We start from the raw sequence: 16,529 nt of genomic DNA, 5'->3' as shown, positions 1-16,529 counted from the left end.
GGAAGGCATCTGGAATCACCCCGCCGGCGTCGCGATGCGGGTCTTTGGCGGAGAGGCCGGGGGCTGCGATGCGGGCAGGCGTTTACCCAGCGACCGAGCCTCATCACCCGGCCGGACCATGGACCCGCGCCTTGCGGGACGGTATGGAAACCCACATGGAAACCTACGCGGCCGCGCGACACCCGGGCGAATGCAGCAGCGCCGCCACGGCGAAATCGCAGATCGAGCGCCGCGGGATTGTGCAAGTTACAGCGGCTCGACGCCGCAATGGAAATGACGCGGCATGACGCCGCGACGAAAACGGAGGCGGAGGCTGCCATGACCGAGGCGAACGAAGCTCTGACGGGGAGCGGCGAAGCTCTTGCCGCACCGCCCGCCAACAGCGGTGCGGGCCTGTTGCTTACCAATGTCCGGCTGGTCGATCCCGAGGCGGGCGAGGTGCGCCCCGGCACCGTCCGCATCGCAGAGGGCCGCATCGCCGCCGTGGACGGACAGGACAGGACCGGCGAGACAGTGGACGCGCGGGGCCTCTACCTCGCCCCCGGCATCGTCGATATGGGCGTGAAGGTCGGCGAGCCGGGCGAGCGCCATAAGGAGAGCTTCCGCTCCGCCGGCTTGGCGGCGGCGGCCGGTGGGGTGACGACGATGGTCGTGCGCCCCGACACCAACCCCGCGATCGACAGCCCGGAGATGCTGGAGTTCGTCACCCGCCGCGCGGCGGAGGTCTCCCCCGTCCATATCCGCCATATCGCCGCGCTGACCCGCGCGCGGGCGGGCCGGGAGATGGTGGAGATCGGCTTCCTGATCGACGCGGGCGCCGTCGCCTTCTCCGATTGCGATCACGTAGTGACCAACACCAAGGTGCTGTCCCGCTGCCTGATCTATGCGAAGTCGCTGGGCGCGCTGGTGATCGGCCATCCGCAGGAACCGGGCCTTTCCGAGGGCGCCGCGGCGACTTCAGGCAAGTTCGCCTCGCTTCGCGGCCTGCCCAGTGTCTCGCCCATCGCCGAACGCATGGGGCTGGAGCGGGACATGACGCTCGTCGAGATGACCGGCGTGCGCTACCACGCCGATCAGATCACCACCGCCCGCGCGCTGCCGGTGCTCGAACGGGCGAAGGCGCGGCTGGACGTTACCGCCGGTGTGTCGATCCATCACCTTACGCTGAACGACCTCGATGTCGGCGACTACCGCACCTTCTTCAAGGTGACGCCGCCGCTTCGCTCGGAGGAGGATCGCCGCGCGGTGGTGGAGGCCGTGGCCTCGGGGCTGATCGATACGATCTCCTCCTTCCACACGCCGCAGGACGAGGAGTCCAAGCGTCTCCCCTTCGAGGAGGCCGCCCCCGGCGCTGTCGGGCTTCAGACGCTGCTGCCCGCCGCCATGCGCCTTCATCATGCCGGGCTGGTGAGCCTGCCGGTGCTGTTCCGTGCCATGGCGCTGAATCCCGCGCGCAGGCTCGGGCTTGAAGGGGGGCGGCTCGCGGAGGGTGCGCCCGCCGACCTCGTTCTCTTCGACCCGGATGCGCCTTTCGTGCTGGATCGCTTCACCCTGCTGTCGAAATCCAAGAACACGCCGTTCGACGGAGAGCGGATGCAGGGCAAGGTCGCTGCCACCTTCGTCTCCGGCCGGCAGGTCTATGGCGCGAAACTGGGGGGGCAGGCGTGATCCCTGCGCTGACCTCCACCCCGCTCGCGCTGATCGTCACGGCGGCCCTGGCCTATCTGGTGGGGTCGATCCCCTTCGGGCTGCTGCTGGCCCGTGCAATGGGGCTTGGCAACCTGCGCGAGATCGGCTCGGGCAATATCGGCGCGACCAACGTGCTCAGGACGGGCAGCAAGAAAGCGGCGGCGCTGACCCTGCTGCTCGATGCGGTGAAGGGCGCGGTGCCTGTCCTCATCGCCCGCAACCTGCTGGGCGAGGATGCGGCGCAGGTGGCCGGTCTGGCGGCCTTCCTTGGCCATCTGTTTCCGGTCTGGATCGGCTTTCGCGGCGGCAAGGGGGTTGCGACCTTCCTTGGCGTGGTGCTGGCGCTGGCCTGGCCGGTGGGGGTCGCGGCCTGCATGACATGGCTCGTGGTGGCCTATGCCACACGATACTCCTCGCTCTCCGCGCTGGTGGCGGCGGCGCTGTCGCCCGTCTGGGCATGGATGCTGGGATATCAGCAGACGGTGGGGCTGATCCTGCTGCTCGTGGTACTGATCTTCCTGCGCCATCACGAGAACATCTCCCGCCTGATCGCGGGAACCGAGTCCCGGATCGGGGCGAAGAAATGATGTGACGGACGGCGAGAGGGCCTTCCCTCCCGCCCCTGCTCAATACCGCTGGGAGGCGTAGATCCGGGACAGGTCGCGCCCCCATTCCCCGTCATAGAGATCAAGCAGCCGGTCGGCAGGCACCTTGCCGCTTGCCACCCTGTCCCGCAGGGTCGCGAGGAATACCGTTTCGTCACGCCCCTCGGAATCCAGCCGGTTCCGCGCCTTCAGCCCGCCTTCCGCCAGCGCCAGCGCCTCCCGCGCCACGTCGTGGAGCCGGACGCCATTCGCTTCGCCGCGGAGCGCCGAGACGGAGGCGGCGATGCGCAAGTCCTCCCGCGTGGCCGCGTCCCAGCCCTTCACCAGATCCCAGGCCGCATCCAGCGCCCCCTGATCGTAGAGCAGCCCGACCCAGAAGGCGGGCAACGCCGCAAGCTGCGCCCTGTCGCCCGCATCCGCGCCGCGCATCTCCATGAACTTCTTGATACGGACCTCCGGGAAGACCGTGGTCAGATGGTCAGCCCAATCGGAAAGGGTCGGCGTCTCTCCCGGCAGGGCGGGCAGACGCCCGTCGAGGAAATCGCCGAAGGACTGCCCGCGTGCATCGACGTAATTGCCGTCGCGATAGACGAAGTACATCGGCACATCGAGCACCCACTCCGCATACCGTTCGAACCCGAAGCCCTCCTCGAAGACGAAGGGCAGCATTCCGGTGCGGGAGGCATCGAGATCGCGCCAGATCCGGCTCCGCCAGCTCATATGGCCATTGGGCCTGCCGTCGAAGAACGGCGAGTTGGCAAACAGCGCCGTCGCCACGGGCTGCAGCGCGAGACTCACGCGGAACTTCTTCACCATGTCGGCTTCCGACCCGAAGTCGAGGTTCACCTGCACGGTGGAGGTGCGATACATCATCTGGGTGCCGTGGGTGCCCACGCGGCCCATGTATTCGGTCATCAGCCGATAGCGGCCCTTCGGCATCACCGGCATCTCGTTCTGCGACCATTCCGGCGCGGCCCCGAGACCCATGAACGCCACGCCCATATCGGCCGTGACCGCCGCCACTTCGGCCAGATGGCATGCGGTTTCCGCGGCCGTCTCATGCACCGTGGCGAGGGGAGCGCCGGACAGTTCGAACTGCCCGCCGGGTTCGAGGCTCACGCTCGCGCCATCGCGGGAGAGGCCGATGAGCTTGCCCTGTTCCTCCACCGGCGCCCAGCCGAAGCGTTGCAGGCCCTTCAGCAGTGCATGGATCGAACGCTCGCCGTCATAGGGTAGCGGGGCGTGGCTGTCGGTCAGGAAGCCGAACTTCTCATGCTCCGTGCCGATGCGCCACTCGGACGCCGGCTTGCACCCGGAGGCGAGGTAGTCGGCCAGCGCGGCCCGGTTCTCGATCGGCCCGCCGCCGGACTGGGGAATGGACATGTCGCTCTCCGGGCAGTTCTGGGGAAGTTCTTAACGGTCGCAACTCGTCGCAATCGGCGCGGCCCAAGTCAAGGCTTCGACGTGACCTGACGAACAGGACGGCGCCAGATGAGCACATCGCCCTCGTTCCGCTCCAGCGCCGCCAGCACGGCTCCCAGATGCAGGCCTGGAAGGCTCGCGAACACGTCATACAGGCGCTCCGCCCCCCTTGCATCCACAGGAACGACCAGCGGCGGTGCCCCCGCCTGCCCGATCCGCCAGGCCCGCCCCTCATCCGAAAGAACGAGGGAGAGGGAGGTGATCTCGGGGATCGAAGCAAAGCCGCCCCGTTCCGGTATCGGCGAGAGATAGGCGATCTGCCCCTCCAGCACATCGACCGCCCCGACGCCCGTGGTGACGGGCCGGAAGCGCAGCCGCCGGATCCCGATCACTGCCAATCCCAGTCCCGTCATGCCGGCAAGCACGCCAACCGCGCCAAAGAACCAGCCTCCGAAGAGCCCCACCCACAGGCCCACGGCAGCGATGCCGAGGCCGATGAGCACCTCCTGCCAGCGGCGCAGCGTCGCCACCGCCTCGGGGCGGAGAAGCGGCGGGCTCATAGCCTTTCCTTCCGCGGTGAAGGTGTGCGATCGGCGTTCCGGTCGGAACCGGCAGCGGTGTCAGCCCTGGACGATGGCAATGCAGGTACAAGGCGCGCCCCGGGAAAGAGCGTCAGCCGATAGGCGCCGATCTGCCGGAAGCCGATGGCCTGATAAGCGCGGAGCGCCGGCGGGCCGGACGCGAAGAGAATGGCCGTTTCCGCCCCCTCCCCCCTTGCTTCCGCCAGATGCAGCGCGACGGCGCGGCGGGCATAGCCGCGTCCGCGATAAGCGGGAGGCGTATAGACGCCGCCCACCTGCACCATCTGCGCAGGCGCGGGCAGGCGCGCGTTGAACGCCGTGAGCGCCAAAGGCACGCCACCCTGCATCAGGATGCGGAGCCGGTCCTGCGCCATCAATGTAGCGACATGACGGGTCACGGCCGCAAGTTCCGCCGCACCGTGAAGCTCCGCCTCATAGCGCTGCCGCCAGCGGCCCAGCCACCCCAGATCTCCGGGCAGCGGACGGCGCAGGACTGCGTCCCCCTCCGGCAGGCGAAGGTCGTGGAGAGGCAGCCGGCACAGCGGCTCCGCCCCGTCGAACTGCGGTGTTCCGAGCGCCAGCGCCGGCAGGAGCGCCGCCACCTGCGCCGCTTCGCCGGCAATACCGAAAACACTCTCCCCTGCCAGAGCGGCACGCAGCGCGTCCAGATCGCCGGGTGTGCTGGAGGGCATCTGAATCGACAGAAACCCGGCCGTGCTGAGCGCGACGACGCCCTCGCCAACCCACCAGAAGCGCGCATCCCTCGGCCCTGGCCCTCCGTCGACACCGGAAAGCAGGGCTTCCCGCAAGAACATGGAGGTTTCCGCATGGCGGGCGAGAAAGGCCGAGAGCGCGGGCACGTCCTGCGCCCTGACCCGCCGCACGATGGGCGGGGCGTCGGAGGAATCGGTGTTCATGACGATTTCAGAGATCATCTCCTCCACTCCCCTGTGGCCCGATGCCAGCGGGCCGCGCATGCGCTGATTCCCGGAGCGGCCTGCCTATCGCCGAGAGGCGGAAGCCGGCAGCCGGGAGGGACAAGGGCGCGCAGCCCCCTGCCCCCGCTGCCGCATGAGGCCCCATGACAGCTCTCATCCCCAGTCCCCCAGCGCAGCCTGCCACAAGGTCAACGCCGCGACGGCAGCCGTATCCGCCCGCAGAATGCGCGGGCCGAGGGAAACCGGCAAGACGAAGGGCAATGCCCGGAGCCTGTCCCTTTCGGCGGGGGAGAAGCCACCCTCAGGCCCGATGAGGATGGCCCATGGTCCCGGCATGGCGCCCGAAAGCGCCGCGGCCGCGCCGACGAGGCTTTCGTCCGCCCAGAGGATCCTCCGCTCCGCGTCCCAGCCGGAGAGCCAGCGGGAGAGCGGGCGCAACTCCTCCACCACCGGCACGAAGGTTCCTCCGCATTGCTCCGCCGCCTCAATGGCATGGGCCTGCAACCGGTCCTGCCGGATGCGCTCGGCATTGGTGAAATCGGTCTGAACCGGGCAGATACGCGCCGCGCCAAGCTCCGTCGCCTTCTCCACGATGAAATCGGTACGCGCCTTCTTGATCGGGGCAAAGAGCAGCCACAGATCGGGCGGGATCTGCAGGGGCCGCGTCTCCTCCTCCACCTCGAGCTCTCCCCCCCGCTTGGCCGCACGGGTGACACGGGCGAGGAACTCCCCCTCCCGCCCGTTGAACACGAGGATGTCATCGCCCGGGCCAAGCCGCATGACACCGAACAGGTAATGCGCCTGCGCCTCCGTCAGCGGGAGCGATTGCCCTTGGGCGAGCGGGTGGTCTACATGAAGTCTGATGCGTGACATGAGGGCGAGATTATGACCCACCCCTTCGGAATGCCAGAGGCGGACGGACGCGTCGCCGACGCGGTCAGCGGAAGTTGGGTCGATACCCGCGCGCCCCGCGTGTTCCGGCCTTACCTCCGCCTGTCGCGCGCGGACCGCCCGATCGGGACATGGTTGCTCTACCTGCCGATGCTGTGGTCCATCCTGCTCGCCGCCTCGGCCACGCGGTTCACGCTGTTCGACCTGTGGCTGATCCTCGCCAGCGGCGTCGGCGCGATCCTGATGCGCGGCGCGGGCTGCACCTGGAACGACATCACCGACCGGGATTTCGACGGCTCCGTTGCGCGGACCCGCTCCCGCCCCATTCCGTCGGGTCAGGTCACGGTCCGGCAGGCAGCGATCTGGATGGGCGTGCAGGCCGGCATCGCCGCCCTGATCCTGTTCACTTTCAACTGGTTCGCGATCGCACTCGGTGTGCTGTCGCTGGGGCTGGTCGCGATATACCCCTTCGCCAAGCGGTTCACCTGGTGGCCGCAGGTGTTTCTTGGTCTCGCGTTCAACTGGGGGGCTCTGCTCGGCTGGGCGGCGCATATGGGCAGCCTGTCCTGGGCGCCGGTGTTCCTCTACCTCGCGGGGATTTCCTGGACGCTGTTCTACGACACCATCTATGCCCATCAGGACAAGGAGGACGACGCGCTGATCGGCGTGAAATCCACCGCCCGGCTGTTCGGCGAGGATACCCACCTCTGGCTGACCATCTTCCTCGGCATCTCCGTCGTGCTGATGAGCTTTGCCTTCCTCTCCGCCCTCGGGCCGACGGGCAGCCCGCTGAAGCTGATCCTCGGGCTGGCGGGCGTGTGGTGCTTCGGCTTTCACCTGTGGTGGCAACTGACCAAGCTCCGTATCGACGATTCGGAACTGTGCCTCCGGCTCTTCCGCTCCAACCGCGATGCGGGGCTGATCCCTGCGCTGTTTCTTGCCATCTCACTTTTCGTTTGATTGAAGCCGGGGGACAGGGGACTTAAGCAGGCGCCGACCGGAACCGACACGGGGCCCATATGCGTCTTTCCCCTGCGCTTCTCAGCACTCTTGCGCTCGCCGCCGCGGCGGGCCTTTCCCTGATCGGGGCGAGCTTTGCCGCCCGCGCGGTGGAGGACCGTGCCGTTCGGGCGGTGGATGGCGCGCTCGACACGGCGAACCTGACATGGGCGCGCGCCTCGGCCGATGGCCTGACGGTGACGCTGGCAGGGACCGCGCCGACGGAGGCTGCCCGGTTCCGCGCGCTCACCGTAGCGGGGGGCGTGGTGGAGCCGTCCCGCGTCGTCGATGCGCTGGAGGTGGCGGCAGCCGCCGTCATCCCCGCCCCGACCCTCTCGGTGGAAATCCTGCGCAACCGCGACGGCATCTCCGTGATCGGCCTGATCCCGGTGGCGACAGGGCGGGAGGCGATCCTCAACCCTCTCATCCGCGTGGCGAACGGCGTGCGCGTCTCCGACATGGTGGAGGCCACGCAGCAGCCGGTGCCGGAAGGCTGGGCGGAGGCGGTCGGTTTCGGGGTGAAGGCGGCGGAACTCCTGCCGCGTTCCAAGATCTCCATCGCGGCGGGAAAGGTGGCGGTAACCGCCGTCGCCGACAGCCCGGAGCAGAAACAGCGGCTGGAACGGGAACTGCGGGCCCAGATACCCGGGAGCGTTCCCGTCACGCTCGACATCTCTGCACCCCGTCCGGTCATCACGCCGTTCACCTTGCGCTTCGTGATGGACGGTCAAGGCCCGCATTTCGACGCCTGCGCCGCACCGGATGACGCGGCTCTGGGCGAGATCATCGTCGCCGCACGGGAGGCGGGGGTGGCAAGCCCGGTCGACTGTCAGATCGGCCTCGGCGCGCCCTCGCAGGACTGGGGGCAGGCCGCCGCGCGAAGCATCGCGGCGCTGGCGGCCCTTGGCGGCGGCACCGTGACGCTCGCGGATGCGGATATCACGCTCGAAGCCGCCGAAGGCACCGAGGCGCAGCGGTTCGAGGAAGTGGTCAGCAATCTCGACGCGTCCCTCCCAGGCCTCTTCTCCCTCCATGCCAGCCGTCCGGTCGCGCCGGTGCAGGAGACAGCCGCCGCCGAGAGCGGCCCGCCCGAGTTCACCGCGACGCTGGATGCCGAGGGCGGCGTCGTGCTGCGCGGCCGGTTCCTTGACGAACGCCAGCGCGCGGCCGTCGAAAGCTATGCCCGCGCCCGTTTCGGCGCCGGGGCGGTCAACGTCTCGACCCGGCTCGATGACGGGTTGCCGCAGGGCTGGGCGCTCCGCGTGCTGGCGGGGCTGGAGGCGCTGGGAGAGCTGAATCGCGGTGAATTGCTGGTCACGAAGGACCGCATCGCCGTCCGCGGCGTCACCGGCGACAAGGCCGCACGCGGCAACATCACCCGCACCCTTTCCTCCCGTCTCGGGCGCGCGGCCTATACCGTGGATGTCAGCTATGACGAACGGCTGGATCCGCAGGCCGCGCTGCCGACGCCACAGGAATGCGTACGGACGATCAACACGATCCTCGATAGCCACAAGATCACCTTCGCACCCGGCTCTGCCACGATCAACGCCGATGCCCGCCAGACGCTCGACAGGGTAGCGGAGGCAATGATCCCCTGCATCGACGTGAAGATGGAGATCGGCGGCCATACCGACAGCCAGGGACGGGACGAAATGAACCTCCAGCTCAGCCAGGCGCGGGCGGAAGCCGTGCTGGAGGCGCTGCTCGCGCGCCGGGTGCCGATCTCCAATCTCACCGCGCGTGGCTATGGCGAGACGCGCCCCATTGCCGATAACGGCAAGGAGGAGGGCCGGGAGGCCAATCGGCGCATCGCCTTCACCCTCATCATAGGATCCCCCGATCAACCCGCACTGCCCGAGCCGGTACCCGCCCCGAATGCCCGACCGGAGGCAGTGACCGACGCCGCCCGCGCAGCAGAAGCACCGCCGGGAGAGGAGCCGTCCACCCTGAATGATGATGCGAGTGAAGGGGGTGAACCGATGGATACGATCGATGGCGACGAGGCCCCCTCCGCCGCAACTCCAGATACGAACTGATCCGCCGCTCTCCTGCAGGCGATCCCCCCGGCAACTTAGCGACGACCGAGCCCATGAACCGCACCGAATTCATCATCGCCACCGCCATTGCGCTGTTCATCGCCTTTTTGCTGGGCTGGATCGCACACTGGCTCGTCCACCGGCTGACCCGCGTATCGCAGGCCGATCTGGACGAGCTGGAGAGCATGGCGCAATCGCTCCACGATGCAGAGGAGACACGGGACGCGGCGCTCGCCCATCTCTCCGCGCGGGAGGAAGAGATGCGCCACGAGAGCGAGGGCCGGGAAGCCGAACTGATGGCGGCGATGGACGCCGTGCGGCAGGCACGGGAGGAAAATGAACGCCTCCGGCACAAGCTGGGGGAGCCCTGAGCGGCGCAACAGTGGCGGCTCGCCGGCCGAGCGACCGGACTTCGGTGTGACGGAACCTCGGCTTGGCTGCGCTACATGATCGTGAGGCGCACCAGCGAAGCTTTACCCTGATGTGCGCTTGCTGGAGGCGAAGGGGGCAGTATCTGCCATTGCGCCACGCCATCTCGCCCTCGAGCCTCCACCGCCGATCGGTGGGCGAAAGCTGACCGGATGCCTCTCCCCTGCTCCCTCCATCGGCCTCTTCCTACGCCTGCGCTGTGATGCCCTTTCCTGAGCCTTTTGACAGGCGCCGGGCGAGCTTTTCGGCCCCGTCTCGCGGGGATGAGGGCGCAGCATCGGGCACCCTCTGGATGCCCTTCGCGGCGGGTGAGGTCCAGTCCGGGATATTCCGCCCCTTCTTCGTGTCGACCCTGCCCATGCGCACGGCGGGCCTCCGGCTCCCAGAGGAGTGAGCCAGGCCCCATACATGCCTCCCCCCGCGGACAGCCCGGCTGTGACAGGGCAATCGCAACACCCTGACCTGTCTCGACCCCATCAAAGGGTATCTTTCATGCACCGCCACCCGTGTTCCTGACATGCCCCCGAATGGTCAGAAGGGTTTCCTGACGGTCGGAGGACCAGTCCGAAAGACCCGTTAAAGTGGTCTACGGCGTGTCGAGCTTGTAACGGGAGCCGTCATGGAGGATCGCCTGCAGCCGTCCTCCAGACATCGCAAAACCCGCGCATGAGCACCCGCTCTCCCGACAGCGCCACCGGAGCGAGAACATGTTCCAGGGGCTGGTGACGCATCCATGCCCGCGATGATTGCCGCCCGGACCTTCGTCTCCGCAGTCGCAACGACATTCTCCTTCTGGCTTAAGAAGCCTGCCCGCCTCGCGGCTCCATGAATGCCAGGTCGCGCGTCGCAACGACATTCTGCTTCTGGCTCAGGAAGCCTGACCCCGGTGGAGAGAGGCTTGCCACACCCTTGATGTGGTCCTGCGCCCACCTGCGCGGAGCACATCCGGGACAGGGCATACCTTTCAGGCGCTCGCCATGGATAGCAGGCAGGCCGGCGGAACACCCAAGCGGAAACGCGAGGATTTTCAGTGGCCTGGCGGGCCGCCCGGGGTAGGTCCGGCTGATTTTATCTGTGGTCTCCCGCCCCGGCGCCGGACGCGCCGATCAATCTCCAACCGTATCAGGGAAATGCAGGAAGGCACCCCGGGATGGAGGCTGGTCGCGCGCCGCGCCCATGGCTGCGGCTGTCGTGGGAGCCCGAGAGCCGATCTCACCGACCCGCCGCCGCCCCCATCAGTACCCGGCACGTGGACCGTGCTTCTGGCGTGCGGTCAGTCCCGCCAGCGGTCAAGCTGATCTTCATCCTCCTGACGCGCGGCAACCCAGTCGGCAGCACCCAACGTCAGTTCCTTCTTCCAGAAGGGCGCGCGGGATTTGAGCCAGTCCATCAGGAACTCCGCCGCAGCGAAGGCCGCTCCACGGTGAGCGGAGGCGGTGGCGACCATCATGATCTGCTCTCCCGGCGCGAGCCTTCCGTATCGGTGGATCACCAGCGCATCCACCAGCGCGAAGCGGCGTACGGCCTCCTCCGCCATCCCGGCGATGGCGCGTTCGGTCATGCCGGGGTAATGCTCGATCTCCATGGCGACAAGACCGCCCGCCACATCGCGCACCACGCCGGTAAAGCTGACCACAGCCCCCGCAGCGCAGGCCCGACGGGTAAAGGTGTCAAGCTCCTGCCCCGCTGCAAAGGCCTCGCTCTGGACGCGAATCTCCATGTCTCAGCCCCCGGTCATCGGCGGGAAGAAGGCGACCTCCCTCACACCGGCCAGCGGCGCGTCGAAATCGGCAAGCTCCTGGTCCAGCGCGACACGCAGAGCGCGCGTATCGGCGAAAGCGGCGGCATAGCGCGGCTCCCGCGCCTTGAGCTCCTCAACCAGCGCGGCGACATCGGGGGCAGTTGTTTCAAGCCGCTCCCTCGGCAGACCGATCCGCTCCCGCACCCAGGCGAAATAAAGAACGTCGATCATTTCGGCTCCTTCAGATAGGGCAGAGCCTTTCTGAAATAGTCAAAGCCGGTGACGATGGTAAGTCCGGCCGCGATCCAGATCAGTCCCAGACCCAGGACGGTCGCCGCGCCGGCGCAGCCACTGGCAAAGCAGGTGCGGACCGGATCTGCCGTTCCCAGTTCCACCGCACGGGCATAGGCCTCTGGCGTCATGCCACGCAGGTGGATGCCCTTGAGATAGTCGAGGCCGGTACCCAGAAACAGCACGGCGATCGCGACCATCTGAGCCGTCGTCTTCCACTTGGCGAGCCTGGTCACCTTCAGGAGCCGCGAGCGGTCCCCCAGATACTCCCGCAGGCCGGTGACGAACACTTCGCGAAACAGGATGACGGTCGCCGGAAGGATGAGCCACGGGTTCATGCCGGAATAGCCGGTAATCACCAGCAGGGCGATCACCACCATGGCCTTGTCGGCGATCGGATCCATCGCCGCGCCGAAATGGCTCTCCTGCCCCCAGGCCCGGGCGAGGTAGCCGTCGATCCAGTCGGTCACCGCCGCGCCGATGAAAAGCGCCAGCGCGAACCAGTCGGCCCAGGGGCGGGCGAAGTAGAGAAACATCACCGGTATCCCCGCTGCCGCGATCAGCCGGAACACGGTGAGGATGTTCGGAATGTTCCATTTCATGCGCGACGCCCCTCTTGTCTCGGCGACATACCTAGCCCTTCGGACCGGGGGTTGAAAGAGGAGAGCCCGCTTCTTGCGGCGGAGGTTGCGACCGGTCTACCAATACCAAGATTTCTGCTCCGGTGTATCATGACCCTTCCAAACTTTCAGGCTTTCATGCTTCCGCTCCTTACACTGCTTGAGGACGAACGACCGCGGCGCGTCGGCGAGTGTGTTGGCGCCCTGCAGTCGCAGCTGCATATCAGTGATGAAGATGCCGATGCCCTTCTTTCCAGCGGGAAGCAGACAGTCCTTCATAATCGCATACACTGGGCCCGGACCTATCTCGCCAAAGCCGGGCTTTTAAGGTCGGTCGGGCGAGGCACCCATGAGATCACAGCGGAAGGAAGGGCGTTGCTGGCTTCCAGGCCAGACAAGATCGACCTCAAAATGCTGGAACGATATCCAACCTACCTTCACTGGCAGGAAATCTCACGTACGGGGGGTTCGGCTCCGGGACAGACATTCTCTTCGCCAGTCGCAGGTGCTGCCGAGGAACGTTCTGCAATAGAGCAGACCCCCGAAGACGCCATCGAAACAGCATCACAACAGCTCAATGCCGCGGTGCGGGACGAGTTGTTGACCCTTGTGCGCCAGATGACCCCGCGGCGCTTTGAGCGGGTCATCCTGGAGCTGCTTGGGGCAATGGGGTTCGGAGGCGGAGACCTGACGAACGGACGCCTGACGGCCCAGGGCGCTGATGACGGGATTGACGGGATCATCCATGAGGACGCCCTGGGCCTCGATGCGGTTTTCGTGCAGGCCAAGCGCTATGCGGAGGATCATCGGGTGGGTCGGCCGGACATGCAGAAGTTCATCGGATCGCTCACCGGTGAAGGCGCCACGAAGGGGGTTTTCGTCACGACTTCCGATTTTTCGCGGGATGCCGCGGATTATCTGCGGCGGGTGCAACACCGTGTCGTCCTGATCAACGGCCGCCGGCTGGCCGAGCTGATGCTTGCCCATGGCGTAGGCGTGCGGACCCGCGCCACCTATCTCGTCAGGACGGTCGATCGGGATTTCTTCGATGAAGCGGAGATCTAGGGGCCTCAGTCCTTGTGGAAGAAGTCGTAAACCGTCTGAGCGATGGCCTCAGATATGCCGGGCGCTGCCTTGAGATCGGAAAGGCCCGCGCGCGCCACGGCCTTGGCGGAACCAAAATGCTGAAGCAGCGCGCGTTTCCGCGACGCGCCGACGCCCGGGATTTCGTCCAGCGGCGTGGCCCCGACGGATTTCGCCCGCTTTGCCCGGTGGGTGCCGATCGCGAATCGGTGCGCTTCATCGCGGAGGCGCTGGACGAAGTAGAGCACCGGGTCATTGTGGCGGAGCGCGAAGGGCGGCGCGCCGGGGCGGTAGAACTCCTCCTTGCCGGCATCCCGGTCAATCCCCTTGGCAACGCCGACCATGGGGATGTCCTCGACCCCGAGTTCCGCCATGATCTCGTGCACGGCGGAAACCTGCCCCGCCCCGCCGTCGATCAGCAGCAGGTCGGGCCAGGCTTCTCCCTGCCGTTCCGGGTCTTCCTTCAGCAGCCGCTGGAAACGCCGGGTCAGCACCTCCTTCATCATGCCGAAGTCATCGCCGGGCGTGATCTCGGTGCCCTTGATGTTGAACTTGCGATACTGAGACTTGATGAACCCCTCCGCCCCCGCGACGATCATGCCGCCGACCGCGTTCGTGCCCTGAATGTGGGAGTTGTCGTAGACCTCGATCCGCGTGGGCGGCCCCTCAAGCCCGAAAGCCTCCGCCAGCCCTTCCAGCAGCCGGGCCTGCGTCGCGCTCTCCGACAGGCGGCGGGCAAGGCTCTCCCGCGCGTTGCGGAGGGCATTGGCCACCAGTTCCGCCTTTTCACCCCGGAGCGGTACGCTGATCTCCACCTTTCTGCCCGCGCGCTCCCGCAGGGCCTCCGCCACCAGATCGGCATTGTCGATCTCCTGCGAGAGCAGGATCAGGCGCGGGGGCGTCTTGTCATCGTAGAACTGCGTCAGAAACGCCTCCAGCACCTCCCCCGCCTCTGCACCGGAACCGGTCCGGGGATAGTAATCGCGGTTGCCCCAGCTCTGGTTCGCACGGATGAAGAAGACCTGCACACAGGCCTGTCCACCCTCCATGTAGAGCGAGATCACATCCGCTTCCGCCACTCCGCGCGGGTTGATCCCCTGCGAGGACTGCACCTGCGTCAGCGCCCGGATCCGATCCCGCAGCGCGGCGGCACGCTCGAACTCCATCGCTTCCGAGGCGGCCTGCATCTCGGTGGCGAGTTCGGCCTGCACATGGGTCGTACGGCCTTCCAGAAACTCCTTCGCATCATGGACGAGGCCCGCATAGCCCTCCTCCGAGACGTGGCCGACGCAGGGCGCGGAACACCGCTTGATCTGATAGAGCAGACAGGGGCGCGTCCTGCTGGAGAAGGTCGCGTCGGAGCAGGTGCGCAACAAGAACACCTTCTGCAACTGGTTGATTGTCCGATTCACCGCATCGGCCGAGGCGAAGGGGCCGAAATAATCCCCCTTTTCCGCCTTGCGCCCACGGTGCTTCTTGATCGGCGGAAAGGGGTGCTCCCGCGACAACAGGATGTTCGGAAAGCTCTTGTCGTCGCGCAACAGAACGTTGTAGCGCGGCTTCAGTTGCTTGATGAGGTTCTGCTCAAGCAGCAGAGCCTCCACCTCCGTCCGGGTCGTCAGGAACATCATGGAGGCCGTCTCGCGGATCATCCGGGCAATGCGCCCTGAATGACCGGAGGGGCGCGCGTAGTTCGACACCCGCGCCTTGAGGTTTCGCGCTTTTCCGACGTAGAGCACCCGCCCCTCGCCATCCAGCATCCGGTAAACACCGGGCGAGGCGTCGAGCGTGCGAAGATAATCCGCGATCACCGCATGTCCGGTTTTCGGCTGGTCCGGTCTGGGTTCGGCAGCGGTCACGGGCTGGCTCTCCTTTTGGCAACCGGGTCGATTCCCGGCATGGGCTGCAATCTGGGCACTCGGTATGCAAGGGAAAAGGAGTCCACCATTTTTGTGGATAAGTCTGGAGACAACTTCCTGGCAGAGAGCCTTTTTCCTTGTTTTCCTGCCCCTTCGTCAAGCTGCCCATTTTTTGAGCATCACTACAACATATTGATTTTGATGATTAATTTTTTTGACGCAGGCAAAGCGGCCGCAAATGCGTATGAATCGTGAACAATTCGTGACGGGCAAAGCCCGCTATGGAAAAGTCAAGTCTCGCCGCCGCTTGTCACCGCCAGAAAGAACAAGAAAGGTTATTTCGTGCCGAGGATGCCCGGCGTCTGCCAGGCAAGCCGCTGCCCCCCGTCAACGAACAGAAGCTGCCCGGTAACGGATCGCGCCTCGATCAGATATCCGAGAGCCGCAGTAATGTCAGAAGGATCAGCCCCGCGTTCCAGAATGGTGGCGGCCCGTTGGCGGCGGTAGTGTTCGTCATCCTGACGCGCGCCGCGAAGCGTTGGCCCGGGTGCGATGCCGTTGACCCGGATCATCGGCGCAAGCGCCTGCGCCGCGGTGCGGGTAAAGGCCCAAAGACCCATCTTGGCAATCGTATAGGTCATGAATTCCGGCGTCAGCTTTTCCACCCGCTGGTCGATGATGTTGACGACGAGGGCCTGCGCCACGGCCTCGCCCCGGTCGTCCTTGCCCGCCTGCGGCGCCTGCGCCGCAAAGGCCTGCGTCAGAAAGAACGGCGCGCGGAGGTTGGAACCGATATGCCGGTCCCAGCTTTCCGCCGTAGCCGAGGCGAGTGTGTCATATTCGAAGATCGACGCATTGTTGACGAGCAGGGTCAGCGCCCCGCCAAGCATATCCACCGCACGAGGCACGAGGCTTTCCGTCTCCGCCGCGCTCAGCAGGTCGGCCTGCAGGGCCACGGCCTGACCGCCTGCCTCCCGGATCTGGCGTACGACCTCATCCGCGCCATTGGCGGAGGCCGAGTAATGAACCGCGACCTCATACCCCCGCTGGCCGAGATAGAGGGCCATCTCCCGCCCGATACGTTTCCCCGCGCCGGTAACCAGTGCCTTGGGTGCCATGTCTTCTCCCTTCCGCCCTCGGATGCGCCGGAAACGCGTCAGGCCTTGTCCTTGCAGGGGCAAGTCTTACGCCCGATGAGCCATGTCCCGCAGTCCCCACACCGCTGCGGCTTGGAGATCTGCGGCGGCTGTCGCTTGCGGGACGGGCGGAACCAGCGCATCTGGCCCAGAAAGCCCAGCAGAACGATCGCCGCCAGAAAGAATATCGCGACCTTCAACAGCAT

16 protein-coding genes and 1 pseudogene are annotated in these 16,529 nt (G+C 66.5%); 7 read left to right on the top strand and 10 right to left on the bottom strand.

What is annotated here, in order from left to right; translation table 11 throughout:
• Window positions 1-318 precede the first annotated feature (318 nt).
• Together pyrC and plsY are read left to right on the top strand one after the other, a co-directional pair.
• Entirely contained in the window at window positions 319-1,668 is a 1,350-nt protein-coding gene (pyrC, locus tag CN97_RS04790) for a dihydroorotase (protein ID WP_084684010.1), read from the top strand.
• Entirely contained in the window at window positions 1,668-2,276 is a 609-nt protein-coding gene (gene plsY / locus CN97_RS04785; protein ID WP_035708393.1) for a glycerol-3-phosphate 1-O-acyltransferase PlsY, read from the top strand. Before pyrC ends, plsY begins: the two co-directional genes overlap by 1 nt.
• Before the next feature lie 39 nt (window positions 2,277-2,315).
• On the opposite strand, the gene CN97_RS04780 is transcribed toward plsY, so the two are convergent.
• The 4 genes from CN97_RS04780 to CN97_RS04765 form a co-directional block, all read right to left on the bottom strand.
• Window positions 2,316-3,677, bottom strand: a complete 1,362-nt coding sequence (locus tag CN97_RS04780) for a glutamate--cysteine ligase (protein ID WP_035707859.1) — start codon at window positions 3,675-3,677, stop codon at window positions 2,316-2,318.
• A 68-nt stretch (window positions 3,678-3,745) separates the two neighbouring features.
• Complete coding sequence (locus CN97_RS04775) at window positions 3,746-4,276, bottom strand: hypothetical protein (RefSeq protein WP_035707857.1); 531 nt, start codon at window positions 4,274-4,276, stop codon at window positions 3,746-3,748.
• On the bottom strand, window positions 4,273-5,274 hold the full coding sequence (locus CN97_RS19740) for a GNAT family N-acetyltransferase (protein WP_051910963.1): 1,002 nt from the start codon (window positions 5,272-5,274) through the stop codon (window positions 4,273-4,275). Before CN97_RS19740 ends, CN97_RS04775 begins: the two co-directional genes overlap by 4 nt.
• 114 nt (window positions 5,275-5,388) lie before the next feature.
• Entirely contained in the window at window positions 5,389-6,108 is a 720-nt protein-coding gene (locus CN97_RS04765) for a 16S rRNA (uracil(1498)-N(3))-methyltransferase (protein ID WP_035707854.1), read from the bottom strand.
• A gap of 12 nt (window positions 6,109-6,120) precedes the next feature.
• Here CN97_RS04765 and ubiA point away from each other — a divergent pair, with 12 nt between their 5' ends.
• Genes ubiA through CN97_RS04750 form a run of 3 tightly spaced genes read left to right on the top strand, consistent with a single transcriptional unit; the run spans window position 6,121 to window position 9,535 of the window.
• The gene (gene ubiA, locus CN97_RS04760; protein WP_051910962.1) at window positions 6,121-7,086 is read left to right on the top strand and encodes a 4-hydroxybenzoate octaprenyltransferase; all 966 of its coding nucleotides are present in this window, start codon (window positions 6,121-6,123) and stop codon (window positions 7,084-7,086) included.
• Between the two features lie 59 nt (window positions 7,087-7,145).
• Window positions 7,146-9,164, top strand: coding sequence for an OmpA family protein (locus CN97_RS04755; protein ID WP_051910961.1), 2,019 nt, complete (start codon window positions 7,146-7,148; stop codon window positions 9,162-9,164).
• A gap of 53 nt (window positions 9,165-9,217) precedes the next feature.
• Window positions 9,218-9,535 (top strand): hypothetical protein, encoded by a 318-nt coding sequence (locus CN97_RS04750; protein WP_035707851.1) that lies wholly within the window; start codon window positions 9,218-9,220, stop codon window positions 9,533-9,535.
• 1,331 nt (window positions 9,536-10,866) lie between these two features.
• On the opposite strand, the gene CN97_RS04745 is transcribed toward CN97_RS04750, so the two are convergent.
• Genes CN97_RS04745 through pgsA form a run of 3 tightly spaced genes read right to left on the bottom strand, consistent with a single transcriptional unit; the run spans window position 10,867 to window position 12,227 of the window.
• A complete protein-coding gene (locus CN97_RS04745) occupies window positions 10,867-11,313 on the bottom strand; it encodes a molybdenum cofactor biosynthesis protein MoaE (protein ID WP_035707848.1) in 447 nt (148 codons plus the stop codon).
• Between the two features lie 3 nt (window positions 11,314-11,316).
• Window positions 11,317-11,565 carry a molybdopterin converting factor subunit 1 gene (moaD, locus tag CN97_RS04740; RefSeq protein WP_035707846.1) on the bottom strand — a complete coding sequence of 83 codons (249 nt, stop codon included), beginning with the start codon at window positions 11,563-11,565 and terminating at the stop codon, window positions 11,317-11,319.
• Window positions 11,562-12,227, bottom strand: a complete 666-nt coding sequence (gene pgsA / locus CN97_RS04735) for a CDP-diacylglycerol--glycerol-3-phosphate 3-phosphatidyltransferase (RefSeq protein ID WP_035707843.1) — start codon at window positions 12,225-12,227, stop codon at window positions 11,562-11,564. Before pgsA ends, moaD begins: the two co-directional genes overlap by 4 nt.
• Window positions 12,228-12,356: 129 nt before the next feature.
• Here pgsA and CN97_RS21430 point away from each other — a divergent pair.
• Window positions 12,357-12,617, top strand: a pseudogene (locus CN97_RS21430) (winged helix-turn-helix domain-containing protein); the annotation flags it as partial.
• 237 nt (window positions 12,618-12,854) lie between these two features.
• Window positions 12,855-13,310: a restriction endonuclease gene (locus CN97_RS21190; protein WP_242685234.1), complete on the top strand. Its 456-nt coding sequence runs from the start codon at window positions 12,855-12,857 to the stop codon at window positions 13,308-13,310.
• A gap of 5 nt (window positions 13,311-13,315) precedes the next feature.
• Here CN97_RS21190 and uvrC read toward each other — a convergent pair whose 3' ends face one another.
• From uvrC to CN97_RS04715, 3 genes are all read right to left on the bottom strand, one after another.
• On the bottom strand, window positions 13,316-15,187 hold the full coding sequence (gene uvrC / locus CN97_RS04725; protein WP_035707839.1) for an excinuclease ABC subunit UvrC: 1,872 nt from the start codon (window positions 15,185-15,187) through the stop codon (window positions 13,316-13,318).
• A gap of 335 nt (window positions 15,188-15,522) precedes the next feature.
• A complete protein-coding gene (locus CN97_RS04720; protein WP_035707836.1) occupies window positions 15,523-16,305 on the bottom strand; it encodes an SDR family oxidoreductase in 783 nt (260 codons plus the stop codon).
• A gap of 38 nt (window positions 16,306-16,343) precedes the next feature.
• Window positions 16,344-16,529 carry a hypothetical protein gene (locus CN97_RS04715; RefSeq protein ID WP_035707834.1) on the bottom strand — a complete coding sequence of 62 codons (186 nt, stop codon included), beginning with the start codon at window positions 16,527-16,529 and terminating at the stop codon, window positions 16,344-16,346.

It is taken from the genome of Haematobacter massiliensis (assembly GCF_000740795.1).
Classification (GTDB): domain Bacteria; phylum Pseudomonadota; class Alphaproteobacteria; order Rhodobacterales; family Rhodobacteraceae; genus Haematobacter; species Haematobacter massiliensis.
The sequence above is the reverse complement of the archived record's forward strand: the minus strand, read 5'-3'. Positions and strand labels throughout refer to the sequence as shown.